This is a genomic window from Cellulophaga algicola DSM 14237, assembly GCF_000186265.1.
In the GTDB taxonomy this organism is placed as follows: domain Bacteria; phylum Bacteroidota; class Bacteroidia; order Flavobacteriales; family Flavobacteriaceae; genus Cellulophaga; species Cellulophaga algicola.
Map to the genome: position 1 here is coordinate 3,550,901 of NC_014934.1, position 23,694 is coordinate 3,574,594.

A 23,694-nucleotide genomic window follows, 5' to 3' on the forward strand; every position below is an offset into this window, starting at 1 on the left:
GTGATACTATAAGTTATTGGTGAGTGATTTTACAATCTTATTTTCAGATAAAAATTCTTTTAATATTACCTTAAGTACAGTGTATCCAGGTACGGCGACAATCATTCCTACGATTCCGAATAATAAGCCAGCTATGATGATGATTAAGAATATTTCTAAAGGGTGAGATTTTACGCTGTTAGAGAAAATAAAGGGTTGCGAAAAGAAATTATCGATCAACTGTCCAATGAGTAATCCTATGACAACGTAGCCTGCTTTAGGCAAGATTATCGTACTAAAATCAGCATCTAAATTTGTGGTCATAGTAAGTACAATCATAAGCACGCCACCAATGATTGGTCCTATGTAAGGGATGATGTTAAATAGGGCACATAAAAATGCAATTACAATGGCATTTTCGATACCTACTAAAAGCAAGGTAATGGTATAGATAACAAATAGAATAAACAACTGGATAAGGAGTCCAACAAAGTACCTAGAAAGTAAATCGTTTATCTTTAAAATAGAGTTTTTCATCTTCCCCTCTTTTTCATTTGGCATGAACATTAGGAGTCCGTTTTGCAAAAGATTGCTATCTTTAAGAAAGAAGAATGAAATAAAAAGAACAGAAAATAATCCAATACTAGCTGTGCTTAAAACATCTAAAAAGGTATTTAAAAAATTCGGAATAAATCCTACATCTAAGCCTTCGAATATGTTTTTCTCGAGATGAGATTCTTCTAACATTTTGGTTACTTTCTCTGGAGAAGAACTAAAATATTGCGTAACCTGATTGTATAAATCGTTGATATTTTCTTGTAGTTGATTAATGTCTAATAGTGATAAGTTTTTCCCTTGTTCGGTGAGCAATGGAATAAATAATGCAATGATTCCAGATAATAAACCTACCATTAAAACCATAGTAAGAATTACGGCTACAGTATTAGGAGCTTTTAAACGTTTACGGATAAAAATTACGATAGGTCTGCCTATTAATGCAATTACTGCAGCGATACATAAATACGCTATAACAGATTGTATTTTGTAAAGGAAGAACAAGGTAAGTAAGATAGCGGCTATGATGCCTAGGGCTCTTAAAATGCCACTTGATATAATTTTTGAAGTCATTACTTAATTTTTAAAAACATACTGAATAATATTGGCACCCATTTGCAGTGCCTTTAGTCGTACTTCTTCAGGATCATTGTGAACCTGAGGGTCTTCCCAACCATCACCTAAATCACTTTCAAAAGTAAACAGTAGTAGGAGTTTGTTTTCGTGAAAGATACCAAAAGCTTGCGGTCTTTTTCCGTCGTGCTCATGAATTTTAGGCAAGCCTTTTGGGAAACTATAGGTTTGTTCAAAGATGGCATTTTCAGCGCTTAATTCTACAAGTTCTTTGTCTGGGAAAACTTTATTGAGTTCTTTTCGTAAATACGGTTCCATACCGTAATTGTCATCAATATGTAAAAATCCTCCGCCTAATAAATAGGTTCTTAGGTTGTCTGCATCTTCTTGAGAAAAAAACACATTACCATGACCCGTCATATGTAGAAAAGGATATTGAAACAACTCAGGACTGCTTGCTTCTACGATTTCTGGTTTCTCATTTAGCGTAGTGCCAATATTGGTATTGCAAAACTTAATTAAGTTAGGTAATGCTGTAGGATTTGCATACCAATCTCCGCCGCCATTATACTTTAATATTGCGATTTCTTGTGCGTTCGTTGTTAAAAAACTAATAAAAATAACTAAAAGGGTAAGTACTTTCATGTAAAATCGACATTCTGTATAGTTTCAAATTTAAAATATTATGAAGAATAAAGGGATAATTTTAGGATTACTTTTAATAAGTTTTGCGATTACATCATTTAAAATTGCATTTAATCCCGGAGTAGAGTCGGTAAATTTACCTGTTAATAAAAATCAAGGTGTTGTGGTTGTAGCCTTGTACACTTCACAAGGGTGCTCTAGTTGCCCACCTGCAGATGTTTTGCTAGATCAAGTGAAAAAAGAATTTAGTGAAGAAGTTATACCGTTATCTTATCATGTAGATTATTGGAATTATATAGGCTGGAAAGATCCATTTAGTAAAGCTATCTATACAAAAAAACAAACGGCCTATAATTATAAATTTAAAAATAGGAGTAATTATACGCCGCAAGTGGTAGTGAACGGCGTAACGCATTTTGTAGGGTCTAATTCATCAGAAATGTATGCAAATATCAATACATATAAAAAAATAAAACCTAGTAATAAGCTTACTCTTACTTATGTAAAGGCTAGTGTGAATACAATTAATTTTGATTATGAGATTACGGGAGATTTGTCTAATAAAAAACTGAGAGTCGTATTGGTTTTAGATAAGAGAGTTACCGAAGTGAAACGTGGTGAAAATAGAAATAGAACCTTAGTAAATAGTAATATAGTCGTTGCAGAAAAGTATTTAAATCTAAAAACGAACAATAGCGAAGCTATTCAAATCCCTGATAGTGTACTTCCAAACGAAAAAATCTCATTAGTACTTATTGCTGAAAACAGTGCGCTTGATATTACGGGTGCTACTAAAATAAGTGTAAATAGGTAGGGCAGTATTTTTATGTTTGATCTTATCTTAGTTGATTAATTTCATGGTGGCACAAGCAAAAATAGCCGCTGTTTCTGTTCTGAGTCGGTTTTCACCCAAAGAAACGGGCTTATAGCCTAATCTTAATGCTATTTCTATTTCAGAAGTACTAAAATCTCCTTCTGGACCAATAAGTATAAGGGCGTTATGGCTAGGTATTAAACGCTCTTTTAAATCTATTTTTTCAGTTTCCTCACAATGAGCTATAAAAAATTGTTGCTCTTCTTGGTGGGTGGGGTTGTTTTGTTCTATAAATGTTTTGGCACTAATTGGTTCATTTAATATTGGCTTATGAAACTGTAGCGACTGTTTCATGGCAGCCTGTAAGACCTTTTCCATACGGTCTAATTTTAAAACTTTCCGTTCTGAATTATCACAAATAATAGGAGTTATTTCTGTAACGCCAATTTCTGTTGCTTTTTCTAAAAACCATTCATAACGGTCGTTCATTTTTGTAGGCGCTACTACTAAATGTAATGCTGGACTATTTTTTTTATGATAAGTTTCTTTAATTATTTTTACGGCACATTTGCGTAAATCTGCGCGTAAAATTTCAGCTTCAAAAAGATATCCTTTTCCATTGGTGAGATGTAGTATGTCGCCCTCTTTTTTTCGGAGTACTTTTACAATGTGTTTGCTCTCTTCGGTCGGAAAAATAAACTCAGGGGTATCTTGATTTATATCTGGATTGTAAAAAAGTTGCATGCTTTTGGTTGTATTAAATTTTAGTTAGCGCGTGTTCTAGACCAAGCTCGATATAGAATTGTAATTCTTCTTCTGTTTTTATGCCATTAGAACTCACGTAAATAAATTCTTTAATCGGTTTCTTTGTGAAATCCATAGGACGAACATATTCTTTTTTTAAAATATCCTCCATTTTTGAGCTCAACACTCGGACCATTAAATCTTGTTTTATAACGCCAATCGTCATTTTTCCTTTGTATAGAAAAGCAATGCCGCCAAACATTCTTTTGGGAATAATCTCACTAGAAATTTCCTTAGGAAAATAGGCAAAAGATGCTTCAATACGTTTAGAGAGGTATTCGTTATAGGCCATTATTTTTCAGAATCAGTAAGTACATAACGAGCTTTCGCGCTGATGTCTTGATTTGAAAATAGCTTTTTTTTGTATTTTAAATACCCAACTATGCCAATCATCGCAGCATTATCCGTGCAGTATTCAAATTTAGGAATAAACGTTTCCCATCCGTATCGCTGTTCTGCATCTACTAAGGCTTTTCTGATCCCTGAGTTTGCAGAAACACCACCACCTATTGCAATTCTTTTTACGCCAGTTTGTTTTACCGCTTTTTTAAGCTTAGACATTAAAATATCTATTATGGTGTATTGTATAGAGGCGCAAATATCATCTCTATTTTCTACTAAGAAATTAGGGTTCTCTTTTACCTTTTTTTGACAGAAATAGAGAATGCTGGTCTTTAAACCGCTAAAGCTAAAATCTAGTTCGCCTACTTTGGGTTTAGGGAATGGAAAAGCTTTAGGATTCCCTAATTGCGCATACTTGTCAATCAATGGACCACCAGGATAAGGTAGCCCTAATATTTTGGCAGATTTATCAAAAGCTTCGCCTACCGCATCATCAAGAGTCTGACCTAGAATTTCCATATCAAAATAATCGCGTACAAGCACAATTTGGGTATGACCACCGCTAATTGTCATTGCTAAAAAAGGAAACGCTGGTTTTTTAGTATTTTCTTCTTCAATAAAATGCGCTAAAATATGCGCTTGCATATGATTTACTTCAATTAATGGGATGTTTAAACCCAGTGCTAAGGACTTAGCAAAGGAGGTTCCTACTAATAATGAACCCATAAGTCCAGGTCCGCGTGTAAAAGCTATGGCGGATAACTGTTTTTTATCGATATTTGCCTTAGCTAACGCTTGATGAACTACGGGAACTATGTTTTGTTGGTGTGCTCTTGACGCAAGTTCAGGAACAACACCGCCATATTCTTCATGAATTTTTTGTGTTGCGACCACGTTACTGAGTCTTTTATTGTTGTGTAAAACAGCAGCAGAAGTGTCATCACAAGAAGACTCAATGGCAAGTATATAAATTGTTTCGTTTTCCATGTAAATTGGAATAATAATTGGAGTGCAAAGATAAAACATAATAGTCCTATCAAAAAACTGGTTAAAATAATAGTTCGCTTCCTGCTGGTAATTTTTATTATCTGTGTTTTGACGACGCTTGTTTTTTCGCTCCCAGTAGTACAGACTTCATTAGCAGAAAAGGTTACCAAATCTATTAACGACAAGTATAAAACAGATATTTCTTTAGATAAGCTTAAAGTTTCTTTTATTACTTGGGATACAGATTTGAAAGGTGTGTTTATTAGAGATTACCAAAAAGACACACTTTTTTATGTTAAGAAGCTAAATACTTCAATTTTGAGTATTAAAAATCTTATTAATGGAGATTTGGAATTTGGGAAAATTACAATTGATGACCTTAATTTTAAGCTAAAAACGTATAAAGGTGAAACCAGTTCTAATATCAATGTCTTTATTGATAAACTAGATGATGGTAAGCCAAGAGATCCAGCAACACCACCTTTTTTGTTTACGGCAACAGATGTGGTAATCGAAAATAGTAAATTCACTTTTATAGATGAAAATTTAGAAAATTCTGATGTCTTAAATTTTACCGATTTAAGTATTGATGCAGAGGCTTTAAAAATATTAGGCCCTGAGGTTACTACCAATATACAGAATTTAGCGTTTAAGAGTAAACGCGATTTGGAAGTGGTACATATGGCTACTTCATTTAAATATACTAAAGAGCAAATGACCTTCGATTCATTAGAAATAAAGTCTAAAGAATCTGATTTAAAAGGAAGCTTAATAATGGATTATGGTCCAGGAGATTTCTTAGATTTCGTTAATAAAGTGAAATTTACGGCGGACTTTGCAGATTCTAAACTCTCGTTTAATGAAATAAACCATTTGTATGATGAATTTGGAAAAAACAAAGAAGCTTATTTTTCTTCAAAATTTAGTGGTGTTTTAAATGATTTAACGCTAGATGATTTATTTCTTACTTCAGACAACACAGGGGTGCGTGGGGATTTTAATTTTAAAAATTTATTTAAGAATGATAATCCATTTGTAATGGAAGCTCAGATCAAGAATATATCGAGTAGCTATTTTCAGCTGAGAAGTTTAATGCCTAGACTTTTAGGAGAGAATATACCTTCGTCATTTGAGCGTTTGGGGGAATTTACTATTCGTGGTCAAGCAACAGTAACAGAAAATACGATAAATTCTAAAGTCAATTTAAACACAGCGATTGGGAGTAGTTATTCAGATTTAGAAATGATTGGCATTCAGGATATAGACAATGCTTCTTATAAAGGTTTCTTCTCTTTGATAGATTTTGATTTAGGGTATTTTGTAGGCAGTGAAGAATTAGGGAACGCTACCTTTGATTTGAATGTGGAGGGTGAGGGGTTTGTTAAAGAAACCTTGAATACAGAAGTTATTGGAGATGTGTATTCCATCAATTTTAATAATTATAATTATCAAAATTTAAAAGTATCTGGAATTTTAAAAGAACAACTTTTTGATGGTTTATTGGTTTCTAAGGATGAAAATATGAAGTTTACCTTTAAAGGGTTGGCAGATTTTTCTGATGCACAAAATAACTTCAATTTTATTGCAGACGTAGAATATGCAGATTTCCGAAAGCTAAACTTTATAAAAGATAGCGTTTCTATCTTTAAGGGGAATGTTAATATGGACATTGTAGGGAATACCTTAGATAACATCGTTGGAGATATAAAATTTTCTAGAACCAGTTATCAAAATAAAAATGACACCTACTATTTTGATGACTTTAAAGTGTCTTCTCGTTTTGAAGAAAATCAAGTGCGGTATATTGATATAAATTCTCCAGATATCATTACAGGATACATGAAGGGGAAGTTTAAGGTGGCAGAGCTGGGTAAATTAGCTGCAAATTCTGTCGGTAGCATCTATACGAATTTCAAGCCTTTTGAAGTTTCTGAAGGTCAAGAATTAGCCTTTAATTTTAAGATTTATAATAAGATTGTAGAAGTCTTTCTGCCAGAAGTGGCTTTTGGTGCAAATACGTTTATTAGAGGAAATATTATTGCGGATAAAGGGGATTTTAAGCTGAATTTTAAGTCGCCCAGTATTAAGGCTTACGGAAATACGTTAGATAGTCTAGATATTAAGATTGATAATAAAAATCCGCTTTTTAATACCTTTGTATCTGTTGCAGATTTATCTACGAGTTACTATGACGTAAAAGATTTTAATCTTATTAATACCACCTTAAAAGACACCCTGTTTTTTAGGACCGAATTTAAAGGAGGAAAAGATTTTAGTGATAAATTTAATTTAAACTTCTACCATACCTTTAATGACCAACGTAAATCTGTCATTGGTTTAAAAACATCTGATGTAAGTTTTAAGGGGAATAAATGGATGCTCAATAAAGAGGGCGACTCTCATAATAAGGTTATTTTAAATAGTACATTGGATAGCATCACTATAGAGGAGATTGTGATGAATAATGAAAACAATGAGCAAATACGCTTAAGAGGGCAAATTGCCGATTCTACGTATAAAGATTTACAGTTAGAGTTTAATATAGTGTCCTTAGACAAGATTACACCTAGAATAGATAGCTTAAGATTGGATGGGAAGGTAGATGGTACCTTGCACATTCGTCAAAAAAATAATGTCTACAGACCAACCTCTAATTTAGATATTGCAGATTTTTCTATCAATGATATTCATTTAGGAGATCTTATGATAGATGCTGTTGGGAATAAAAATTTAACCAAGATAACGCTAAATACACGGTTAACAGATAAAGGGGTAGATCGTTTAGATGTAAATGGAAGTCTAGATATAAGTGGTAAAAATACCTTAGCAGATTTAATGGCTACATTTAATGATTTTAATCTAGAACCATTTGCTCCGTTGGGGGAGCCTATACTTTCTAATATTCGAGGGTATGTGTCTGGTAATGCCAAGATAGAAGGTAGGATAGATAATCCTGATATTTCAGGCGTATTAAACCTTTCTAATGCCGGACTAGGTATTCCATATTTGAATGTAGATTATGATTTTGGCTTTAATTCGCAAGTGGTATTATCAGATCAAACTTTTGATTTTCAGAACATTCAACTTACAGATGTATTGCATAAGACAAAGGCTTCTTTAACCGGGGTTATCAATCATAACTTTTTTAAGGATTGGGATTTAGATCTTAATGTGGATACGAATAACAAAAGGTTCTTAATTTTGAATACCAGTTTTGATGAAGAGCAATTGTATTATGGAGCTGGATATTTAAATGGTAAAGGACGTATCTATGGACCCACCACGGCATTGACAATAAATGTAGAAGGAGAAACGGCTAAAGGAACATCTCTAAAAATTCCAATTAGTGATGTCGCCAGTGTTGGAGATTATTCCTTTATAAATTTTATCAGCAAAAATAAAATAGAAGAAAAGGAAATGGGAGGTAATGAAAAAAAATACGAAGGTTTAGAATTAACCTTTGATTTAGATATTACACCAGATGCCGAAGTAGAAATTATTGTAGATCAAAATACAGGAAGTAGCTTAAAGGGTACCGGGGCAGGCTTAGTGCAAATAGAGCTTAATACCAATGATAAATTTATCATGAACGGAGATTTTGTTGTGGTAACTGGGGAATATAGATTTAAATTAGGTGGAGTTATAGATAAAACATTTAAAGTAGTACCTGGAGGTACTATAAATTGGGAGGGCGATCCTTTAGATGCGCAATTAAAAATGCAAGCAGTTTATTCTTTAAATGCAAATCCAGCACCCTTATTAGATAATTCAGATTATACCAAGAGAATAGCCACTAATGTCATCATTAGCTTGTCAGAGTCTCTTGAGCACCCTACGATAGAGTATGAAATAGATTTTCCATCGGCCAGTTCCGTTATTAAGTCGGAGTTAGCTTATAAACTTCAAGATCCAACAGTAACAGCAAACAATGCTTTTTTCTTATTAGCGCAAGGTACTTTTGTAAATGAAGCAAATGGTAGCTTTAATCAACAAGCATTAACAGGGAACTTATTGCAGTCTGCTTCAGGGATTTTAAATTCAGTGATAGATAACAATGATGATAATCTAGATATTGGCTTCTCTTATGAGCAAGGGACTAGTGCAAGTTCTAGTTATCAGACGGAGAATAAGGCGATATTTAATTTTGCAACCAATATAAGTGAAAAATGGTTATTGAGTGGTAGTGTTGGTATTCCAGTAGGAGGAGGAGACGGACTTACAAATTCAAATGTTGGGGGAGATTTTGAATTGCAATACTTGTTTAATGAAGATGGTTCCTTAAAAGGAAAAGTATTTAATCGTGAGACTGCAGATGAACAGCTTATAGGAGATACGCAAGGCTATACCCAAGGCGTTGGTTTATCTTATCAGGTAGATTTTAATTCTTTTGGAGAGCTAAAAAGTAAATTATTTGCTCCAAAACCAAAAAAACAAAAAACAATAGCGTCCGATTCTATTCGGACGGAAATGGCAAAAGATAGCCTTATGCGCTTTAAGCCTAAGGCAAAATCGTAAGAAAATGCATCTGAGTTATTTGAAAGATGTGTTCAATTTCCTTTTTTTCTGTAACTCTTTGTTACGAAAACGTTATAGCTTGTAACTATTATAAATAAAGGGTTTCATAGCTTATTTAAATCCAAAAAGTTTGCTAAATTTGTTTCTTATAGAAGTAAATGACTGTGGAGATAAAAAAAATAGGTGTATTTACATCTGGGGGAGATTCTCCTGGAATGAACGCAGCAATAAGGTCTGTAGTGCGTACTTGTGCATATATGAAAATAGATTGCATGGGGATTTATCGTGGCTACCAAGGGATGATTGAAGGAGACTTCAAACCAATGGATGCTAGAAGCGTAAATAATATTATAAATAAAGGAGGTACCATTTTAAAGTCTGCTCGTTCTTTGGAGTTTCAGACTAAAGAAGGTAGAAAAAAAGCCTACGACCAACTTCAATCAGCAGGCATCGATGGTTTAGTGGTAATAGGTGGAGATGGAAGTTTTACAGGAGCTTTAATTTTTCATAAAGAATATAATGTGCCTATTATAGGAATTCCAGGAACTATTGATAATGATATTTTTGGTACAACTTATACCTTAGGTTTTGATACTGCATTAAATACTGTAGTAGAAGTTATCGATAAAATTAGAGATACTGCTAGTTCTCACAACCGTTTGTTTTTCGTTGAGGTAATGGGCCGCGATGTTGGTCATATTGCATTAAACGCAGGAGTAGGTGCAGGTGCAGAAGAAATTCTAATTCCTGAAGAGAATTTAGGATTAGAGCGTTTATTAGAATCTTTAAAACGTAGTAAAGCATCAGGTAAATCTTCTAGTATCGTTGTGGTTGCAGAAGGAGATAAGACCGGTAAGAATGTTTTTGAGCTTAAAGAATATGTAGAGGAACACTTGCCAATATATGACTGTAGGGTTTCTGTTCTAGGGCATATGCAAAGAGGAGGGTCCCCTTCTTGTTTTGATAGAGTTCTGGCAAGTAGAATGGGTGTAAAGGCTGTTGAAGCACTTTTAGAAGGCAAATCCAGTTTAATGGTAGGTATTCAAGACAATAAGATTACGCTTACGCCAATTAGTAAAGCCATAAAAGGTCATACGAAGATAGATAAGGAGCTTATGCGAGTTTCAGATATTATGACTGTATAATAATAAAACAAATAATAATAACAAATAATTAGAAAATGTCAAATTTGAAAATAGGAATTAACGGATTCGGTAGAATAGGTAGATTAGTATTTAGAACTAGTGTTGCCAGAGAGGGTGTAGATGTTGTTGCAATTAATGATTTATTAGATGTAGAGCACTTAGCATACTTATTAAAATACGATTCTGTTCATGGTAAGTTTGATGGTACTGTTGAAACAAAAGATGGTCATTTAGTAGTGAATGGTAAAACAGTTCGTATTACTGCAGAAAGAGATCCTAAAGAATGTAAGTGGGATGCTGTAGGTGCAGAAATTGTTGCAGAATGTACAGGTATTTTCACAACCTTAGAAACAGCTCAATACCATATTGATGGTGGTGCTAAGAAAGTAGTTATATCTGCTCCTTCTAAAGATGCTCCTATGTTTGTAATGGGTGTAAACCATAAAGATGCTAAAGCATCTGATACTATCGTATCTAATGCATCTTGTACTACAAACTGTTTAGCGCCTTTAGCAAAAGTTTTAAATGATAACTTTGGTATCGATGAAGCTTTAATGACTACAGTACACGCAACAACTGCAACACAAATGACAGTTGATGGTCCTTCTAGAAAAGACTGGAGAGGTGGTCGTAGTGCAATGTTAAACATTATACCTGCTTCTACTGGTGCAGCTGTAGCTGTAACAAAAGTAATTCCTGCTTTAAAAGGAAAACTTACAGGAATGGCTTTTAGAGTACCAACTGCCGATGTTTCTGTTGTTGATTTAACGGTTCGTTTACAAAAAGAAACTTCTTACGAAGAAATTAAGAAAGTTTTTAAAGCTGCTTCTGAAGGAGAGTTAAAAGGGATTTTAGGATATACTGAAGAAGCTGTAGTTTCTCAAGATTTCATTGGAGATGCTAGAACAAGTATTTTTGATGCAGGTGCAGGAATTGAGTTAAACTCTAAATTCTTCAAATTAATATCTTGGTATGATAACGAGGCTGGTTTCTCTAACAAAATGTTAGATTTAGTTCAGCACGTAGCAAAATTATAATTTTTAATCTTAATAAATCCTGATCGTAATCTAAAGGTTACTTTCAGGATTTTTTTTACTACCCAATACATATGATATTAATTGTAGATAGTGGCGCAACAAAATCTGATTGGATTGCTTTAACAGAAAAAGGCGAAAGACTTTTTTTAACGCAAACTCTAGGGTTGAGTCCAGAAGTGTTAACGAGACCCGTTATAGAAGATAGGTTGGCGAATAATTTTGAACTTTCTAAAAATAGAGAAGATGTTACCGCTTTGTACTTTTACGGTGCAGGTTGTGGAACGGAAAGAATGCAAACTTTATTGAAAGATATTTTTAAATCTTTTTTTCCTAATGCAATAGCTGAGGTCTGTGAGGATACATATGCTGCAGTGTATGCGACTACGAATATAGGAGATCAAAGTATTGTGTGTATTCTAGGAACGGGATCTAATTGTAGTTATTATGATGGTGAAAAATTACATCAAAAGGTAACTTCATTAGGGTATATTCCTATGGATGATGGTAGTGGTAACTTTTTCGGAAGAAAATTAATAAGAGATTATTATTTTAATAAAATGCCAAAAGAATTAGCAGAGAAATTTGCTAGTGAATATAATTTGGAAGCAGATGTGATTAAAGAGAATCTTTACAAACAACCCAATCCAAACACCTATTTAGCTACTTTTGCACGCTTTATTGTTGAAAATAAAGAAAATGCATACTGTAAAGGTGTTATTGAAAAAGGTTTCCAACAGTTTATAAATAATTATATCATGCAGTTTGATTTGGCGACGAAAGTGCCAGTATCGTTTGTAGGGAGTATTGCGTATTTTTTACGTGACGAACTTAAAAAAGCCTTGGAGCGTAATGATTTAATTGTCGGGCAAATTTTACAGAAACCAATTGATGGTTTGGTGAAATTTCACCAAAAATCTATTTAAATAAAAGTAAGCGCTTGTCGTTTAATCGGGTATAAATTAAAAAGCATCTAAGAATTAATTCTTAGATGCTTTTTCTATTCAGACAACTTTGTTAGTCTATAACATGGCAATCATTGAAATTTCTACATTCACAAATTTTGGTAAGTTAGCAACCTCTACCGTTTCTCTTGCGGGAGCAGTTTCAGCATCAAAATAAGTGCCGTAAACTTCGTTAATTTTCGCAAACTGATTCATATCCTTAACAAAAATAGACGCTTTAATTACATGCTCAAAAGTCATTCCTGCCTCTTCAAGAATCGCTTTTAAATTCTCCATAGATTGCTTAGTTTCTTTTTGAATGTCGCCTTCTATCAAATTTCCTGTTTTTGGGTCTATAGGGATTTGTCCAGAGATATATAAGGTGTTGCCTGCTAAAACAGCTTGATTATAAGGTCCTATTGGAGCAGGAGCATTCGGTGTATTTATTATTTTTTTCATCTTTTTTAGCGTATTAATTACTTCTTCTACTTTGTTTATCCCATTTAATATCTTGCAAAATTGAACTAGATATTCCGATAAAGAAGTCCCAACGTTCGTAGGTTCCAAAAGGAGTCCAGTTAAATCTAAGATTAAAACTACCTAATTCTCTTTGGAAACGCAATTGTGTAATAGAAAAACCTTTATTTACAAGGTCATACCCAGAAGAGGCGCCAACTTTCCATTTAGGAGTTAATTCAATATTTCCAGAAAACATTAAACTGTGGCTGTTAATGCTATTTTGCCTATTAGGGTTGGTATACCCAACGGTATAGGCTAAGCGCAGATCCCAAGGAATTGTATTGGAGTAATATTTAGTTTCACGCTCTTCTTCATCCTCATCTTCTCCGGGTCTTCTATTGCTACTAAAATCAGCATCTCCAAAAAGATCATCTGTTCTTCCGCCACTGGCAGCAGCATAATCGTATTTGTTTTCGCCTTCTTTCTCTTTGTCCTTATTGTCTTTTTGAAAATCTTTGCTAGAAAGACTATAACTCATATTAGCTCTGGCTGTGGTTAATCTAAATAAGCTACCGCCGTTAGCCTTATTAAAGGTATTTATTCTAGTTCCATTATTATCAATAGCATAAGGATCTAATGTTCCTGCAAAATTTATAGACATTTTGCTGTTTAAAATAGCGGTACCACCACTAACACTAATGGGACTTAATTTTAAAGAATCTGCATTAAAATTATAACTTGTAGAAAAATTTAAGTTTTTTAGGATGTCAATTTTTTTAGGCTCTAGGTCAGTAGAGTCTTTAGATTTAACTTTAGCCTCTAAGGTGTTGGCAAGAGAAAAGCTTACGGCGTTAGATTTGCTTAGACTTGGAACGCCATATAAAGTTCCGTTAAAACGGGTATATCGGGTAATATCGCCATTACTATCAGTTCTTGGTGCGCCATCGGAGTCATATAAATCATCATAGTATTGATCAAAAGCGGGGGTATAGCCGTAACTAATACTTGGCCTCATGACATGACGAATTGCTTGTATTTTTTTGTCTTCACCGCGAGTAAATGTACCATAGACTGTTGTACCAATACTAGTAGATAAATTATAGCTATTAAAACGGTCAAACCCTTGAATGGTATCTCGTACAATTGCCGATGCATCATTATCATAAGTTTGGTTATAGGTTTGTAAAGACCACACATCTTCATAAGTACCCCCCATAGAAACACTTAAGTATTTAGCGACCTTGAAATTGGTGCTTATGGGAATGTTATGTTTTAAACCTATACGCGCATTATCAAACATTTTACCGGTTAAAAAGTCTTCGTCATTGGTGGTTAACCTATTTTGTGCATTTACATCATATTGAAAATTTATATTTTCAATAGCGCCTTTTTTTATACCATCTCTTTTTACAAAAGGATAAATACGTTCCATACTCGCTTGAAAAGTAGGTAAGGTCATATCTATATTGTCATCGGTGACAGCTGTACTTGTTAATTGACTGTGAGAAGCTGTTAAACTCATGTTTACAGAGGGGTACTCAGGAAATGTCTTAGAGTAAGATATGGAGGAACTTAAAGTGTTATTCTGTGTGTTGGCAATATCTTGTAAACGCAAAGAGTTTTGATAATATTGGCTACTTCCTAGGTTAACAGATGCTGAAAAAGTAGAGTTTGGATTCGATTTTTGATCTTGAGAATGGTTCCATTGAATATTGTAACTTGTAGACCTACTGTAGTCATCAAATCCTTTTTGACTGTTTATAATATTTTGATATTGTAAGTTAAACCCTCCTCGGTACTTATAACGTTTTACATAGACAGATCTAGAATTTAGACCATAACTTCCGTTGGTATATAAATCTCCTGTAAGTTCTAAATCAGCATAATCACTAATAGGCAAATAATACCCTCCGTTTTGTATAAAATATCCGCGGTCATCAACACTACCAAAAGTAGGGAAAATTAAGCCTCCAGTTCTTCCTGTACTCATAGGGAAATAAGCAAAAGGTAAAGCTATCGGAGTGGGTATGTCTGCTATGTACATATTGCTAAAACCTGCTATAACTTTCTTTTTAGGAACAAACTTTGCTTTATTTATTAAAATATAGTAATCAGGGTTTACAGTGTCTTTTGAGGTGGTTAGTTTACCTTTGCTCAAAAAATAAACAGAATCATTCTCTTTTTTTGTAATCTCAGCATACACTTTCATAGCATCACTCCCTAAAGAGCCTAAGCCTGCTTGTTGTTCGGTTCTAGAGTTCCATATTAGCGCCTTTTGTGAATCAAAATTAAAACGAATAGAATCGGGAATTACCACATTATCTGCTTGTTTAAAATAGGGGGTCTGCGTGTAATTACCTAAAGAATCTTTAATTCTTCCTGCATAGACTTCGTTTTTAATATAATCCATGGTGATGATGCCAGCCTTAAGTTCGGTATCTTGGTATAGAATTTCGGCCTCATTGTATAAATATATTTTCTGATCTTTTTGACTAAGCTTTACGTAATCTTTGGCTTTGTATTTGATCTTGTCTAATAAAAGTGTTTCTTTTTTTCGAATAGAATCGGCAGGAATTGAGTCCGTTTGAATACTATCTCTAATGGCGATAGCAGAAAAATCTGTTGTTGCAGAAATTTTAACGGAGTCCGCTATAGATTTTACAGGTATAACAATAACTTTTCCTTCCTGACTAAATAGGCAAGAAATACTGCCAAATAGCAGTAAAATTAAAAGTAGATGTTGTTTGTTTGATTGCAAGGCTATTAATCCTATTTTTGTAATAGTTTGTCTTGTCATTATTAACTAGAGAATAGGAGCCAAACTTACATATATTTTTTGTTCTGTATAGGATACATTACAATAAATTTAACCAATATTACAAATATAATTACATATGCATAAGAATTGTTTTTATCCACTATTAGTTTTATTAATAGGTTTTACGCTTACTTCATTTAGTGGAAATGACAAAATTACCCCAGTTCAAGAGCCTTTTATTGTTGTTTTAGATGCGGGTCATGGAGGGCATGATCCTGGGAATTTAGGCAATGGTTTTTTAGAGAAAAACATTGCCTTAAAAATAGTTTTAAGAGTTGGTGAGATGTTGTCTAAACATAAAGGCATAAAAGTAATCTATACTAGAGATGATGATACTTTCGTTGATTTGTACAAACGAGGAGAAATTGCGAATAAGGCAAATGCTAATCTTTTTGTTTCAGTACATTGTGATTCTCATACTTCAGAAGCGCATGGTGCAGGAACATTTGTTTTAGGTCTTCATGCCAATAAACAAAATTTTGAAATTGCAAAAAAAGAAAACTCATCCATATATTTAGAAGATAATTATGAATCGCGTTATGCTGCATACAACATTAACTCTCCTGAATCCGTTATTGGTTTAACTATTATGCAAGAAGAGTTTTTAGATCAAAGTATAATGTTGGCTAAAGCCATGCAAGATAATTTTACGGGGAAACTAAGTAGAGTGGATCGTAAAGTTAAGCAAGCAGGTTTTATTGTGTTGCATCAAACCTTTATGCCAAGTGTTTTAGTAGAAACTGGCTTTTTAACACATAAACCAGAAGGAACATATTTAAATTCTACAAAAGGACAAGGTGAGATGGGAGACGCGATTGCTAATGCTATTCTTCAGTATAAAAAATCAATAAGTCTAAATGTAAGTGATCAAAATAGCATGATGAAACAACCCGAACCTGAAATTGTTGTTGCAGAAAAAGTAGTAAAGGAGGAGCCAAAGGTTGTAGAGAAACCTACAGTAGCTCCTAAGGTAGCTCCAGCTGTCGCAAAAGAAGCGCCAAAGGCTGAGTTTGTCTTTAAGGTGCAAATAATGGCAAGTTCTAAAGATTTAGGTATAGCTTCTGCTAATTTTAAAGGATTAAATAATATATCAAAAGAAGCTTTTAAAAATATTTATAGATACATGTATGGGAGTACATCATCGTACGACTATGCAAATACCTTAAGGAAAGATGCAGAAGATAAGGGGTATAAAGGTGCTTATGTAGTAGCCTATAAAAATGGCAGCAGAATCAATATCAAAGAAGCTATCAAATAGGTTTAAGATAAATAACAAGTCTTAAAAAAATTATTTCTAATTTTGTTACAAATCCTAAATTCATTCATTTGAAAATATCAAGAGAGATTAAAACAGGAATTATAGTAGTTGGCGGAATTCTATTATTTTTAATGGGGTTCAGTTATCTCAAGTCATCATCGTTATTTGATAATGATAAAATGTTCTACGCAGTATATAATAATGTTGGCGGATTACAGACAGGGACACCAGTATCCATTAACGGATATAATGTAGGGAAAGTAAATGGTATTAGATTTAAAGATGACTCTGGACAGTTATTAGTCACCTTTTCAGTGAGTAATGAATTTGAATTTTCTAACCAAAGTAGAGCAGAGCTTTATGATACGGGAATTATTGGAGGAAAAGGAATTCAGATTATACCGATGTTTGATGGTGCTGCGATGGCAAAATCTGGAGATACCTTACTATCTTCTATCAAACCAGGACTTACGGATTTAGTGCAGAAAAACTTAGCACCTTTGCAACATAAAATAGAGGGAGCTGTTAGTAATGCCGATTCTTTATTGATTAACTTTAATCAGATTTTAGATGCGAAGACTAAAAATGATTTAAGAGAAAGTATTAGTGGGTTAAATGCATTGGTTAAAAGTTTTCAGGGGAGTGCAACCGCTTTGAACGGAATTTTAGTGGATAATAAAGGAAGTTTAGATACCTCTGTTCAAAATTTAGAAACCATGACAGATAACTTTAAATTACTATCAGATTCTATTTCTAAAGTAGGTTTAGCAACTACATTGAAAAGTTTAGAATCTACCATGACAAGTTTAGATCTTATGTTAGCAAAAGTGGAAAAAGGAGATGGCACCTTAGGTAAATTAATGACCGATGAAGAATTGTATACCAATTTAGCCAATTCGTCCAAAGAACTAGATTTGTTACTTCAAGATTTTCGTCTAAATCCTAAGCGCTATGTAAACGTTTCTGTTTTCGGAAAAAAACAAATAGAGTACGAAGTTCCCGAAGATGATCCAGCTCAAAATAACCAAAACTAATTTATGCAATATCTATCACAAATAGTATTCACCCTTATTCTTATTGGCGGAATTGGCTATTTTACATCAAATGTAAAAAAGCTATTTCGTAATATAAAATTAGGAAAAGACCTTAATGTTAGCGATAATAAACCACAGCGATGGAAAAATATGGCTAAAATTGCACTCGGACAAACCAAAATGGTGGTAAGACCAATTGCAGGTTTTCTTCATGTTATCGTGTATGTTGGTTTCATAATCATCAATATTGAAGTATTAGAAATTGTTATCGATGGTGTTTTTGGTACCCATAGAATTGGTTTGCAGGTGTTAAACGCATCTATTTACGGATTTCTAATTGGTACTTTTGAAGTGTTAGCAGTCTTGGTGTTAATTTCAGTAATTGTTTTTTGGATTCGGAGAAATGTTATTAAAATAAAACGATTTTTGAGTGCAGAAATGACGGGATGGCCTAAAAGTGATGGAAATATCATTCTTTATTTTGAAGTAGTTTTAATGTGTTTATTTTTAGTAATGAATGCTACGGATACGACGTTTCAGAATTTAGGCTCAGGAAATGTGGTGAGTCAGTTTATAGCCCCATTGTTTAATGGGATGTCTGAGGGTAATTTACATATGATAGAACGTACCGCATGGTGGATTCATATTATAGGAATCTTAACTTTCTTGAACTATTTATATTTCTCTAAGCATTTACATATCCTTTTGGCTTTTCCTAATACATATTACGGGAAACTTACGCCTAAGGGGCAATTTTTAAATAACGAAGCTGTAACTAAAGAGGTAAAATTAATGATGGATCCTTCTGCTGATCCATTTGCAGCCCCTGCCGAAGACGCTCCAGTTCCTGAGAAATTTGGTGCATCTGATGTTGCAGATTTAAGTTGGGTACAATTATTAAATGCCTATACCTGTACAGAATGTGGTCGTTGCACTAGTGAATGTCCTGCGAATATTACTGGAAAAAAACTTTCTCCACGTAAAATTATGATGGATACTCGTGATCGTTTGGTAGAAGTGGGTAAAAACATAGATGCCAATAAAGGAATTTTTATTCCAGATGGTAAACAATTATTAGGAGATTACATTACCAACGAAGAATTATGGGCTTGTACGTCTTGCAACGCATGTGTACAAGCTTGTCCAGTGAGTATTGATCCATTATCTATAATTATGGATATGCGTCAGTATTTGGTTATGGAACAGTCCGCAGCACCATCAGATTTAAATAATATGATGGGTAATATAGAAAACAATGGAGCACCTTGGCCTTTTAATCAACAAGATAGGTTAAACTGGGCTAAGGAATCATAAGAATTATTAAGTATGAGTAATGAAATAAATGTGCCAACAATGGCATCTCTTTTTGCAGAAGGTAAGCAGCCAGAAGTTCTTTTCTGGGTGGGTTGTGCAGGTAGTTTTGATGATCGAGCAAAAAAAATAACCAAAGCATTTGTAAAAATTTTAAGTAAGGCGAATGTAAATTTTGCAGTATTAGGTACCGAGGAAAGTTGTACCGGAGATCCTGCAAAAAGATCTGGAAATGAGTTTTTATTTCAGATGCAAGCGGTTACAAACATAGAAGTTTTAAATGCGTATGCTATAAAGAAAGTAGTTACTGCTTGTCCGCATTGCTTTAATACCTTAAAAAATGAATACCCAGGTTTAGGGGGTACTTATGAAGTTGTACACCATACTCAGTTTTTAAAGCAATTGCTAGATGAAGGCCGTATCACTATGGAAGGTGGTAAATTTAAGGGCAAGCGTATTACATTTCATGACCCGTGTTATTTAGGGCGTGCAAATGATGTGTATGAAGCTCCTAGAGAATTAATTAGGAAATTAGATGCAGAGCTTGTAGAAATGAAAAGTTGTAAAACCAGAGGGCTATGTTGTGGTGCTGGTGGTGCGCAAATGTTTAAGGAAGCAGAAAAAGGAGATAAAGAGATTAACATTGAACGTACAGAGCAAGCTTTAGAGGTAAAGCCAGATATTATAGCAGCGGGTTGTCCGTTTTGTAATACTATGATGACGGACGGTGTAAAAAATAAAGAAAAAGAGGCAAGTATTGCCGTAATGGATATTGCAGAGTTAATAGCTTCTGCAGACGATCTTTAATAGAATAGAAAAATGCTTATAGATTTTAAAGACTTACCAGATTCTTCTAGAATTTGGATATACCAAGCCAATAGAAGTTTCAATGAGACTGAAATAACAGAAATTCGTTCAGAATTAGATACGTTCTTAAAGGATTGGACTGCACATGGCAGTGATTTAAATGCAGGGTATGAAATGCCATACAATCGTTTTATTGTAATTGCTTTAGATCAAAATGTAGCTGGTGCAACGGGTTGCTCTATAGATGCCTCTGTTCGTTTTATTCAGGCTTTAGAGAAAAAATATTCGGTAGATCTATTAGATAAGATGAATGTTTCATACAAGCAGGGAGAATTTGTAGCCTATAAAACCTTATTAGATTTTAAAAAAATGGCGAAGAATAAATCTGTTTCTAAGAATACTATCGTTTTTAATAATCTGGTTACCAATAAAGAAGAATATTTAAATCATTGGGAAGTTCCTGCTGAAGAAAGCTGGCATGCTAGATTCATGTAGCATTCAGACTAAAAAAATAATTCAAGCATCTAGTTAATTCATTTTAACTAGATGCTTTTTTAGTTAAAACGGGTTTAATTTTAGACAGAATTTAGCTTAATAATTATTTTAGTTCCAATCAAAAACCCTAATTTTACTATAATCAATCGACAAAATGCAATAAAAGGTATTATTTTTGGTTGTCTACTTTTAGATTCTTTTTTTTATGTTTAAAAACTCCCTTTTAGTTTTCTTGTTTATTGGTTCATCCATTGCATATGCACAAAGAAATCCTTTAGTCGTTGCAGATAGTCTTTCCCAAAAAAAATGGGTAGAAGCCAAATATAATGCAATGTCTTTAGAAGAACGCGTAGGGCAGTTGTTTATGGTAAGTGTCGCCTCTAATCAGAATAAAGCAGCAACAGATAAGATAAAACAAATTATCTTAGAAAATCATATAGGAGGTGTCATCTTTTCTAATGGCGGGCCCGTACAACAAGCAAAACTTACCAATACGTATCAATCTGCCTCAAAAATTCCCTTGTTAATAGGAATGGATGCGGAGTGGGGCTTAGCGATGCGTTTAGATTCTACCTATGCATTTCCTTGGAACATGACTTTAGGGGCTATACGTGATAGTAGTGTTGTAGAACGCGTAGGAAAACAAATAGGGAAACATGCGAAGAGATTAGGGGTGCATATTAATTTTGCACCCGATATTGATATTAATACGAATCCAAAAAATCCAATTATAGGCAATCGCTCTTTTGGCGAGAATCGTGAGAATGTTACTAGAAACGGTATCGCATTTATGAAAGGTATGGAAAGCGAGCAGATTTTATCAAGCGGTAAGCATTTTCCTGGTCATGGAGATACTTCTTCAGATTCCCATAAAACACTACCGCAAATTCCATTTTCTAGAAAACGCTTGGATAGTATAGAAATGTATCCGTTTAAGAAATTGATTGATGCAGGGATCAGTTCTATCATGGTGGCACATTTAAGCGTACCAAGTTTAGAGTTACAAAAAGACCTTCCTTCCTCTTTATCAGAACAAATAATATCCGGAATATTAAAAGAACAATTAGGGTTTAAAGGATTGGTATTTACAGATGCTTTAAATATGAATGGTGTAGGGACTTCAAAAAACCCAGGAGATGTAGAACTTGCTGCATTCAACGCAGGAAATGATATTCTATTGATGCCAAAAGATGTTGTAGCTGCGAAAAACCGATTATTAAAAGCATACGGGAATGGAAGAATATCAAAAGAAAGGCTAGAAACTTCTGTGAAGAAGATTTTAATGGCAAAATTTAAAGTCGGTTTAAATACCTATAAGCCTATCGTCTTAAAAAATCTATATGAAGATTTAAATAGTCTTGAAAATGATTTAGTATATGAAAGAGCTATTGAAAATGCGATTACAGTTGCCAAAAATGATTTTTCACTTTTACCAATCAAAACATTAGAAAATAAAAAAATCGCCTATGTGGAATTAGGAGATGATTCTGGAGCTGTTTTTTTTAATACCCTTAAGAAATACACGACGGTTACCAAAATAGACAAGAATACGATTACTTCATCAACCAATAGTTTAGCCGCTTATAACCTCGTTATAGTAGGGCATCATATGAACAATGAGAGCCCTTGGAAATCGTATAGTTATTCTAAAGCAGATTTAGCAGTACTCAATAACATTTCTAAATTAAGAACATCAAATTTAATACTGGCAGAGTTCGCAAAACCTTATGCCCTAAATTCCGTAAAATTAGACGGAGTAAATAGTGTTGTGATTGGATTTCAAAATAGTGCAATTGCTCAAGAAAAGGTTGCCGAAGTTGTTTTTGGAGCCATTGGTGCTAAAGGTAAATTACCGGTAACGGCTAATCCTGATTTACCGGTGAATAGAAGTGTTAAATTCGATTCTATTTTAAGATTAGGCTATAGTTTACCAGAGCGTGTAGGGGTAAGCTCTTCTAAATTGGCAGAAATAGATAAATTAGTAGCGGCAGGTATAGATTCATTGATGTTTCCTGGAGCGCAAGTACTAGTCGCTAGAAAAGGAAAAATTATTTATGAAAAAGCCTTTGGTAAACCCACTTATGATGCTACGGAAAAGGTAACCTTAGATCATATTTATGATTTGGCCTCTTTAACTAAAATTTTGGGAACCTTACCGCTTTTAATGAAAATGGAAGAGGAAGGAAAATTGTCGTTAAACCAGACCTTTCAAGAATTAATTCCTGCATATGCAGACACCGAGCTCAAAAATGTAAGTGTTTTAAAAGCCTTATCTCATTATGGAAGATTGCCGGCTTGGATTGCTTTTTACACAAGTACTTTAGATAAGAATAGAAAACCTTCTGGAGAATTTTATAGAGATAAGCTGCTACCGGGTTTTTCTACAAGAGTTACAGATAAACTCTATATAACAGACGCTTATACAGATTCTATTTACAATAGAATAGGAAGGCAAGATTTAAAATCTAACCGCTATAGGTATAGTGATGTAGGTTATTATGTGTTTCATAAATATATTGAAGATACCTACAAAGAAAAGCAAGATGTTTTGGCAAATAAGTACTTCTATGCCCCTTTAGGAGCAAAAACAACCACGTATAACCCTATAGATAAATTTGAAAAAGATCGTATAATACCTAGTGAAGAAGATAATTATTACAGGTACGAAAGAGTGCAAGGATATGTTCATGATATGGGAGCCGCTATGCTAGGTGGTGTAGGCGGCCATGCGGGTTTGTTTAGTAATGCGAGTGATATTGCTAAAATTATGCAAATGTACTTACAAGGCGGTTTTTATGGAGGAGATCGTTTTATTAGTTCAAGGACCATAAAAAAATTTAATACCTGTTACTTCTGCAAAGAAAATGTAAGGAGAGGGGTTGGGTTTGATAAGCCAGATGCTAGAACAGGATCGCCAACTTGTGGGTGTGTATCTCAAAAAAGTTTTGGTCATAGCGGATTTACAGGAACCTATACATGGGCAGATCCGGAAGAAGAAATCGTATATGTCTTTTTATCAAATAGAACATATCCTTCTGCAACGAATACTCTTTTAGTTAAATCTGGGTTAAGAACTAGAATTCAAAGAGTAATTTATGATGCAATAGAAAATTAAATGCTAGATTTGAGTGTAATTTGTAGGAATATATTCCGACATATTCCAAATTAGTATACC

The 23,694-nt window shown here is 33.8% G+C and carries 18 protein-coding genes; 11 read left to right on the forward strand and 7 right to left on the reverse strand.

What is annotated here, in order from left to right; genetic code table 11:
- Positions 1 to 6: 6 nt before the first annotated feature.
- Together CELAL_RS15495 and CELAL_RS15500 are read right to left on the reverse strand one after the other, a co-directional pair.
- Complete coding sequence (locus CELAL_RS15495; RefSeq protein WP_013551835.1) at positions 7 to 1,107, reverse strand: AI-2E family transporter; 1,101 nt, start codon at positions 1,105 to 1,107, stop codon at positions 7 to 9.
- A 3-nt stretch (positions 1,108 to 1,110) separates the two neighbouring features.
- The gene (locus CELAL_RS15500) at positions 1,111 to 1,752 is read right to left on the reverse strand and encodes a DUF4159 domain-containing protein (RefSeq protein ID WP_013551836.1); all 642 of its coding nucleotides are present in this window, start codon (positions 1,750 to 1,752) and stop codon (positions 1,111 to 1,113) included.
- A 40-nt stretch (positions 1,753 to 1,792) separates the two neighbouring features.
- On the opposite strand from CELAL_RS15500, the gene CELAL_RS15505 reads away from it, so the two are divergent.
- The gene (locus tag CELAL_RS15505) at positions 1,793 to 2,566 is read left to right on the forward strand and encodes a DUF1223 domain-containing protein (protein ID WP_013551837.1); all 774 of its coding nucleotides are present in this window, start codon (positions 1,793 to 1,795) and stop codon (positions 2,564 to 2,566) included.
- A 27-nt stretch (positions 2,567 to 2,593) separates the two neighbouring features.
- Here CELAL_RS15505 and CELAL_RS15510 read toward each other — a convergent pair whose 3' ends face one another.
- The 3 genes from CELAL_RS15510 to tsaD are packed head-to-tail and all read right to left on the reverse strand — an operon-like array spanning position 2,594 to position 4,699.
- A complete protein-coding gene (locus tag CELAL_RS15510) occupies positions 2,594 to 3,310 on the reverse strand; it encodes a 16S rRNA (uracil(1498)-N(3))-methyltransferase (protein ID WP_013551838.1) in 717 nt (238 codons plus the stop codon).
- A 13-nt stretch (positions 3,311 to 3,323) separates the two neighbouring features.
- Positions 3,324 to 3,662 (reverse strand): TfoX/Sxy family protein, encoded by a 339-nt coding sequence (locus CELAL_RS15515; RefSeq protein WP_013551839.1) that lies wholly within the window; start codon positions 3,660 to 3,662, stop codon positions 3,324 to 3,326.
- Positions 3,662 to 4,699, reverse strand: a complete 1,038-nt coding sequence (tsaD, locus tag CELAL_RS15520; RefSeq protein ID WP_013551840.1) for a tRNA (adenosine(37)-N6)-threonylcarbamoyltransferase complex transferase subunit TsaD — start codon at positions 4,697 to 4,699, stop codon at positions 3,662 to 3,664. Before tsaD ends, CELAL_RS15515 begins: the two co-directional genes overlap by 1 nt.
- Before the next feature lie 108 nt (positions 4,700 to 4,807).
- Between tsaD and CELAL_RS15525 the strand changes: the two genes are divergently transcribed.
- The 4 genes from CELAL_RS15525 to CELAL_RS15540 all read left to right on the forward strand — a co-directional run bounded on the left by CELAL_RS15525 (position 4,808) and on the right by CELAL_RS15540 (position 12,319).
- Complete coding sequence (locus CELAL_RS15525) at positions 4,808 to 9,214, forward strand: translocation/assembly module TamB domain-containing protein (RefSeq protein WP_013551841.1); 4,407 nt, start codon at positions 4,808 to 4,810, stop codon at positions 9,212 to 9,214.
- Between the two features lie 158 nt (positions 9,215 to 9,372).
- A complete protein-coding gene (gene pfkA, locus CELAL_RS15530) occupies positions 9,373 to 10,359 on the forward strand; it encodes a 6-phosphofructokinase (RefSeq protein WP_013551842.1) in 987 nt (328 codons plus the stop codon).
- A gap of 35 nt (positions 10,360 to 10,394) precedes the next feature.
- Positions 10,395 to 11,396, forward strand: a complete 1,002-nt coding sequence (gene gap, locus CELAL_RS15535; RefSeq protein WP_013551843.1) for a type I glyceraldehyde-3-phosphate dehydrogenase — start codon at positions 10,395 to 10,397, stop codon at positions 11,394 to 11,396.
- A gap of 71 nt (positions 11,397 to 11,467) precedes the next feature.
- Positions 11,468 to 12,319: a hypothetical protein gene (locus CELAL_RS15540; protein WP_013551844.1), complete on the forward strand. Its 852-nt coding sequence runs from the start codon at positions 11,468 to 11,470 to the stop codon at positions 12,317 to 12,319.
- Between the two features lie 96 nt (positions 12,320 to 12,415).
- On the opposite strand, the gene CELAL_RS15545 is transcribed toward CELAL_RS15540, so the two are convergent.
- Positions 12,416 to 12,796 carry a RidA family protein gene (locus CELAL_RS15545; RefSeq protein WP_013551845.1) on the reverse strand — a complete coding sequence of 127 codons (381 nt, stop codon included), beginning with the start codon at positions 12,794 to 12,796 and terminating at the stop codon, positions 12,416 to 12,418.
- A gap of 13 nt (positions 12,797 to 12,809) precedes the next feature.
- Positions 12,810 to 15,593, reverse strand: coding sequence for a putative LPS assembly protein LptD (locus CELAL_RS15550; RefSeq protein WP_013551846.1), 2,784 nt, complete (start codon positions 15,591 to 15,593; stop codon positions 12,810 to 12,812).
- A gap of 97 nt (positions 15,594 to 15,690) precedes the next feature.
- Between CELAL_RS15550 and CELAL_RS15555 the strand changes: the two genes are divergently transcribed.
- From CELAL_RS15555 to CELAL_RS15580, 6 genes are all read left to right on the forward strand, one after another.
- Complete coding sequence (locus tag CELAL_RS15555; RefSeq protein ID WP_013551847.1) at positions 15,691 to 16,872, forward strand: N-acetylmuramoyl-L-alanine amidase family protein; 1,182 nt, start codon at positions 15,691 to 15,693, stop codon at positions 16,870 to 16,872.
- A 68-nt stretch (positions 16,873 to 16,940) separates the two neighbouring features.
- A complete protein-coding gene (locus CELAL_RS15560; protein ID WP_013551848.1) occupies positions 16,941 to 17,906 on the forward strand; it encodes an MlaD family protein in 966 nt (321 codons plus the stop codon).
- 3 nt (positions 17,907 to 17,909) lie between these two features.
- Entirely contained in the window at positions 17,910 to 19,220 is a 1,311-nt protein-coding gene (locus tag CELAL_RS15565) for a (Fe-S)-binding protein (RefSeq protein WP_013551849.1), read from the forward strand.
- Between the two features lie 12 nt (positions 19,221 to 19,232).
- Complete coding sequence (locus CELAL_RS15570; protein WP_013551850.1) at positions 19,233 to 20,024, forward strand: (Fe-S)-binding protein; 792 nt, start codon at positions 19,233 to 19,235, stop codon at positions 20,022 to 20,024.
- Between the two features lie 12 nt (positions 20,025 to 20,036).
- Positions 20,037 to 20,519, forward strand: coding sequence for a hypothetical protein (locus tag CELAL_RS15575; RefSeq protein WP_013551851.1), 483 nt, complete (start codon positions 20,037 to 20,039; stop codon positions 20,517 to 20,519).
- 205 nt (positions 20,520 to 20,724) lie between these two features.
- Positions 20,725 to 23,634 (forward strand): glycoside hydrolase family 3 N-terminal domain-containing protein, encoded by a 2,910-nt coding sequence (locus CELAL_RS15580; protein ID WP_013551852.1) that lies wholly within the window; start codon positions 20,725 to 20,727, stop codon positions 23,632 to 23,634.
- Positions 23,635 to 23,694: the final 60 nt, after the last annotated feature.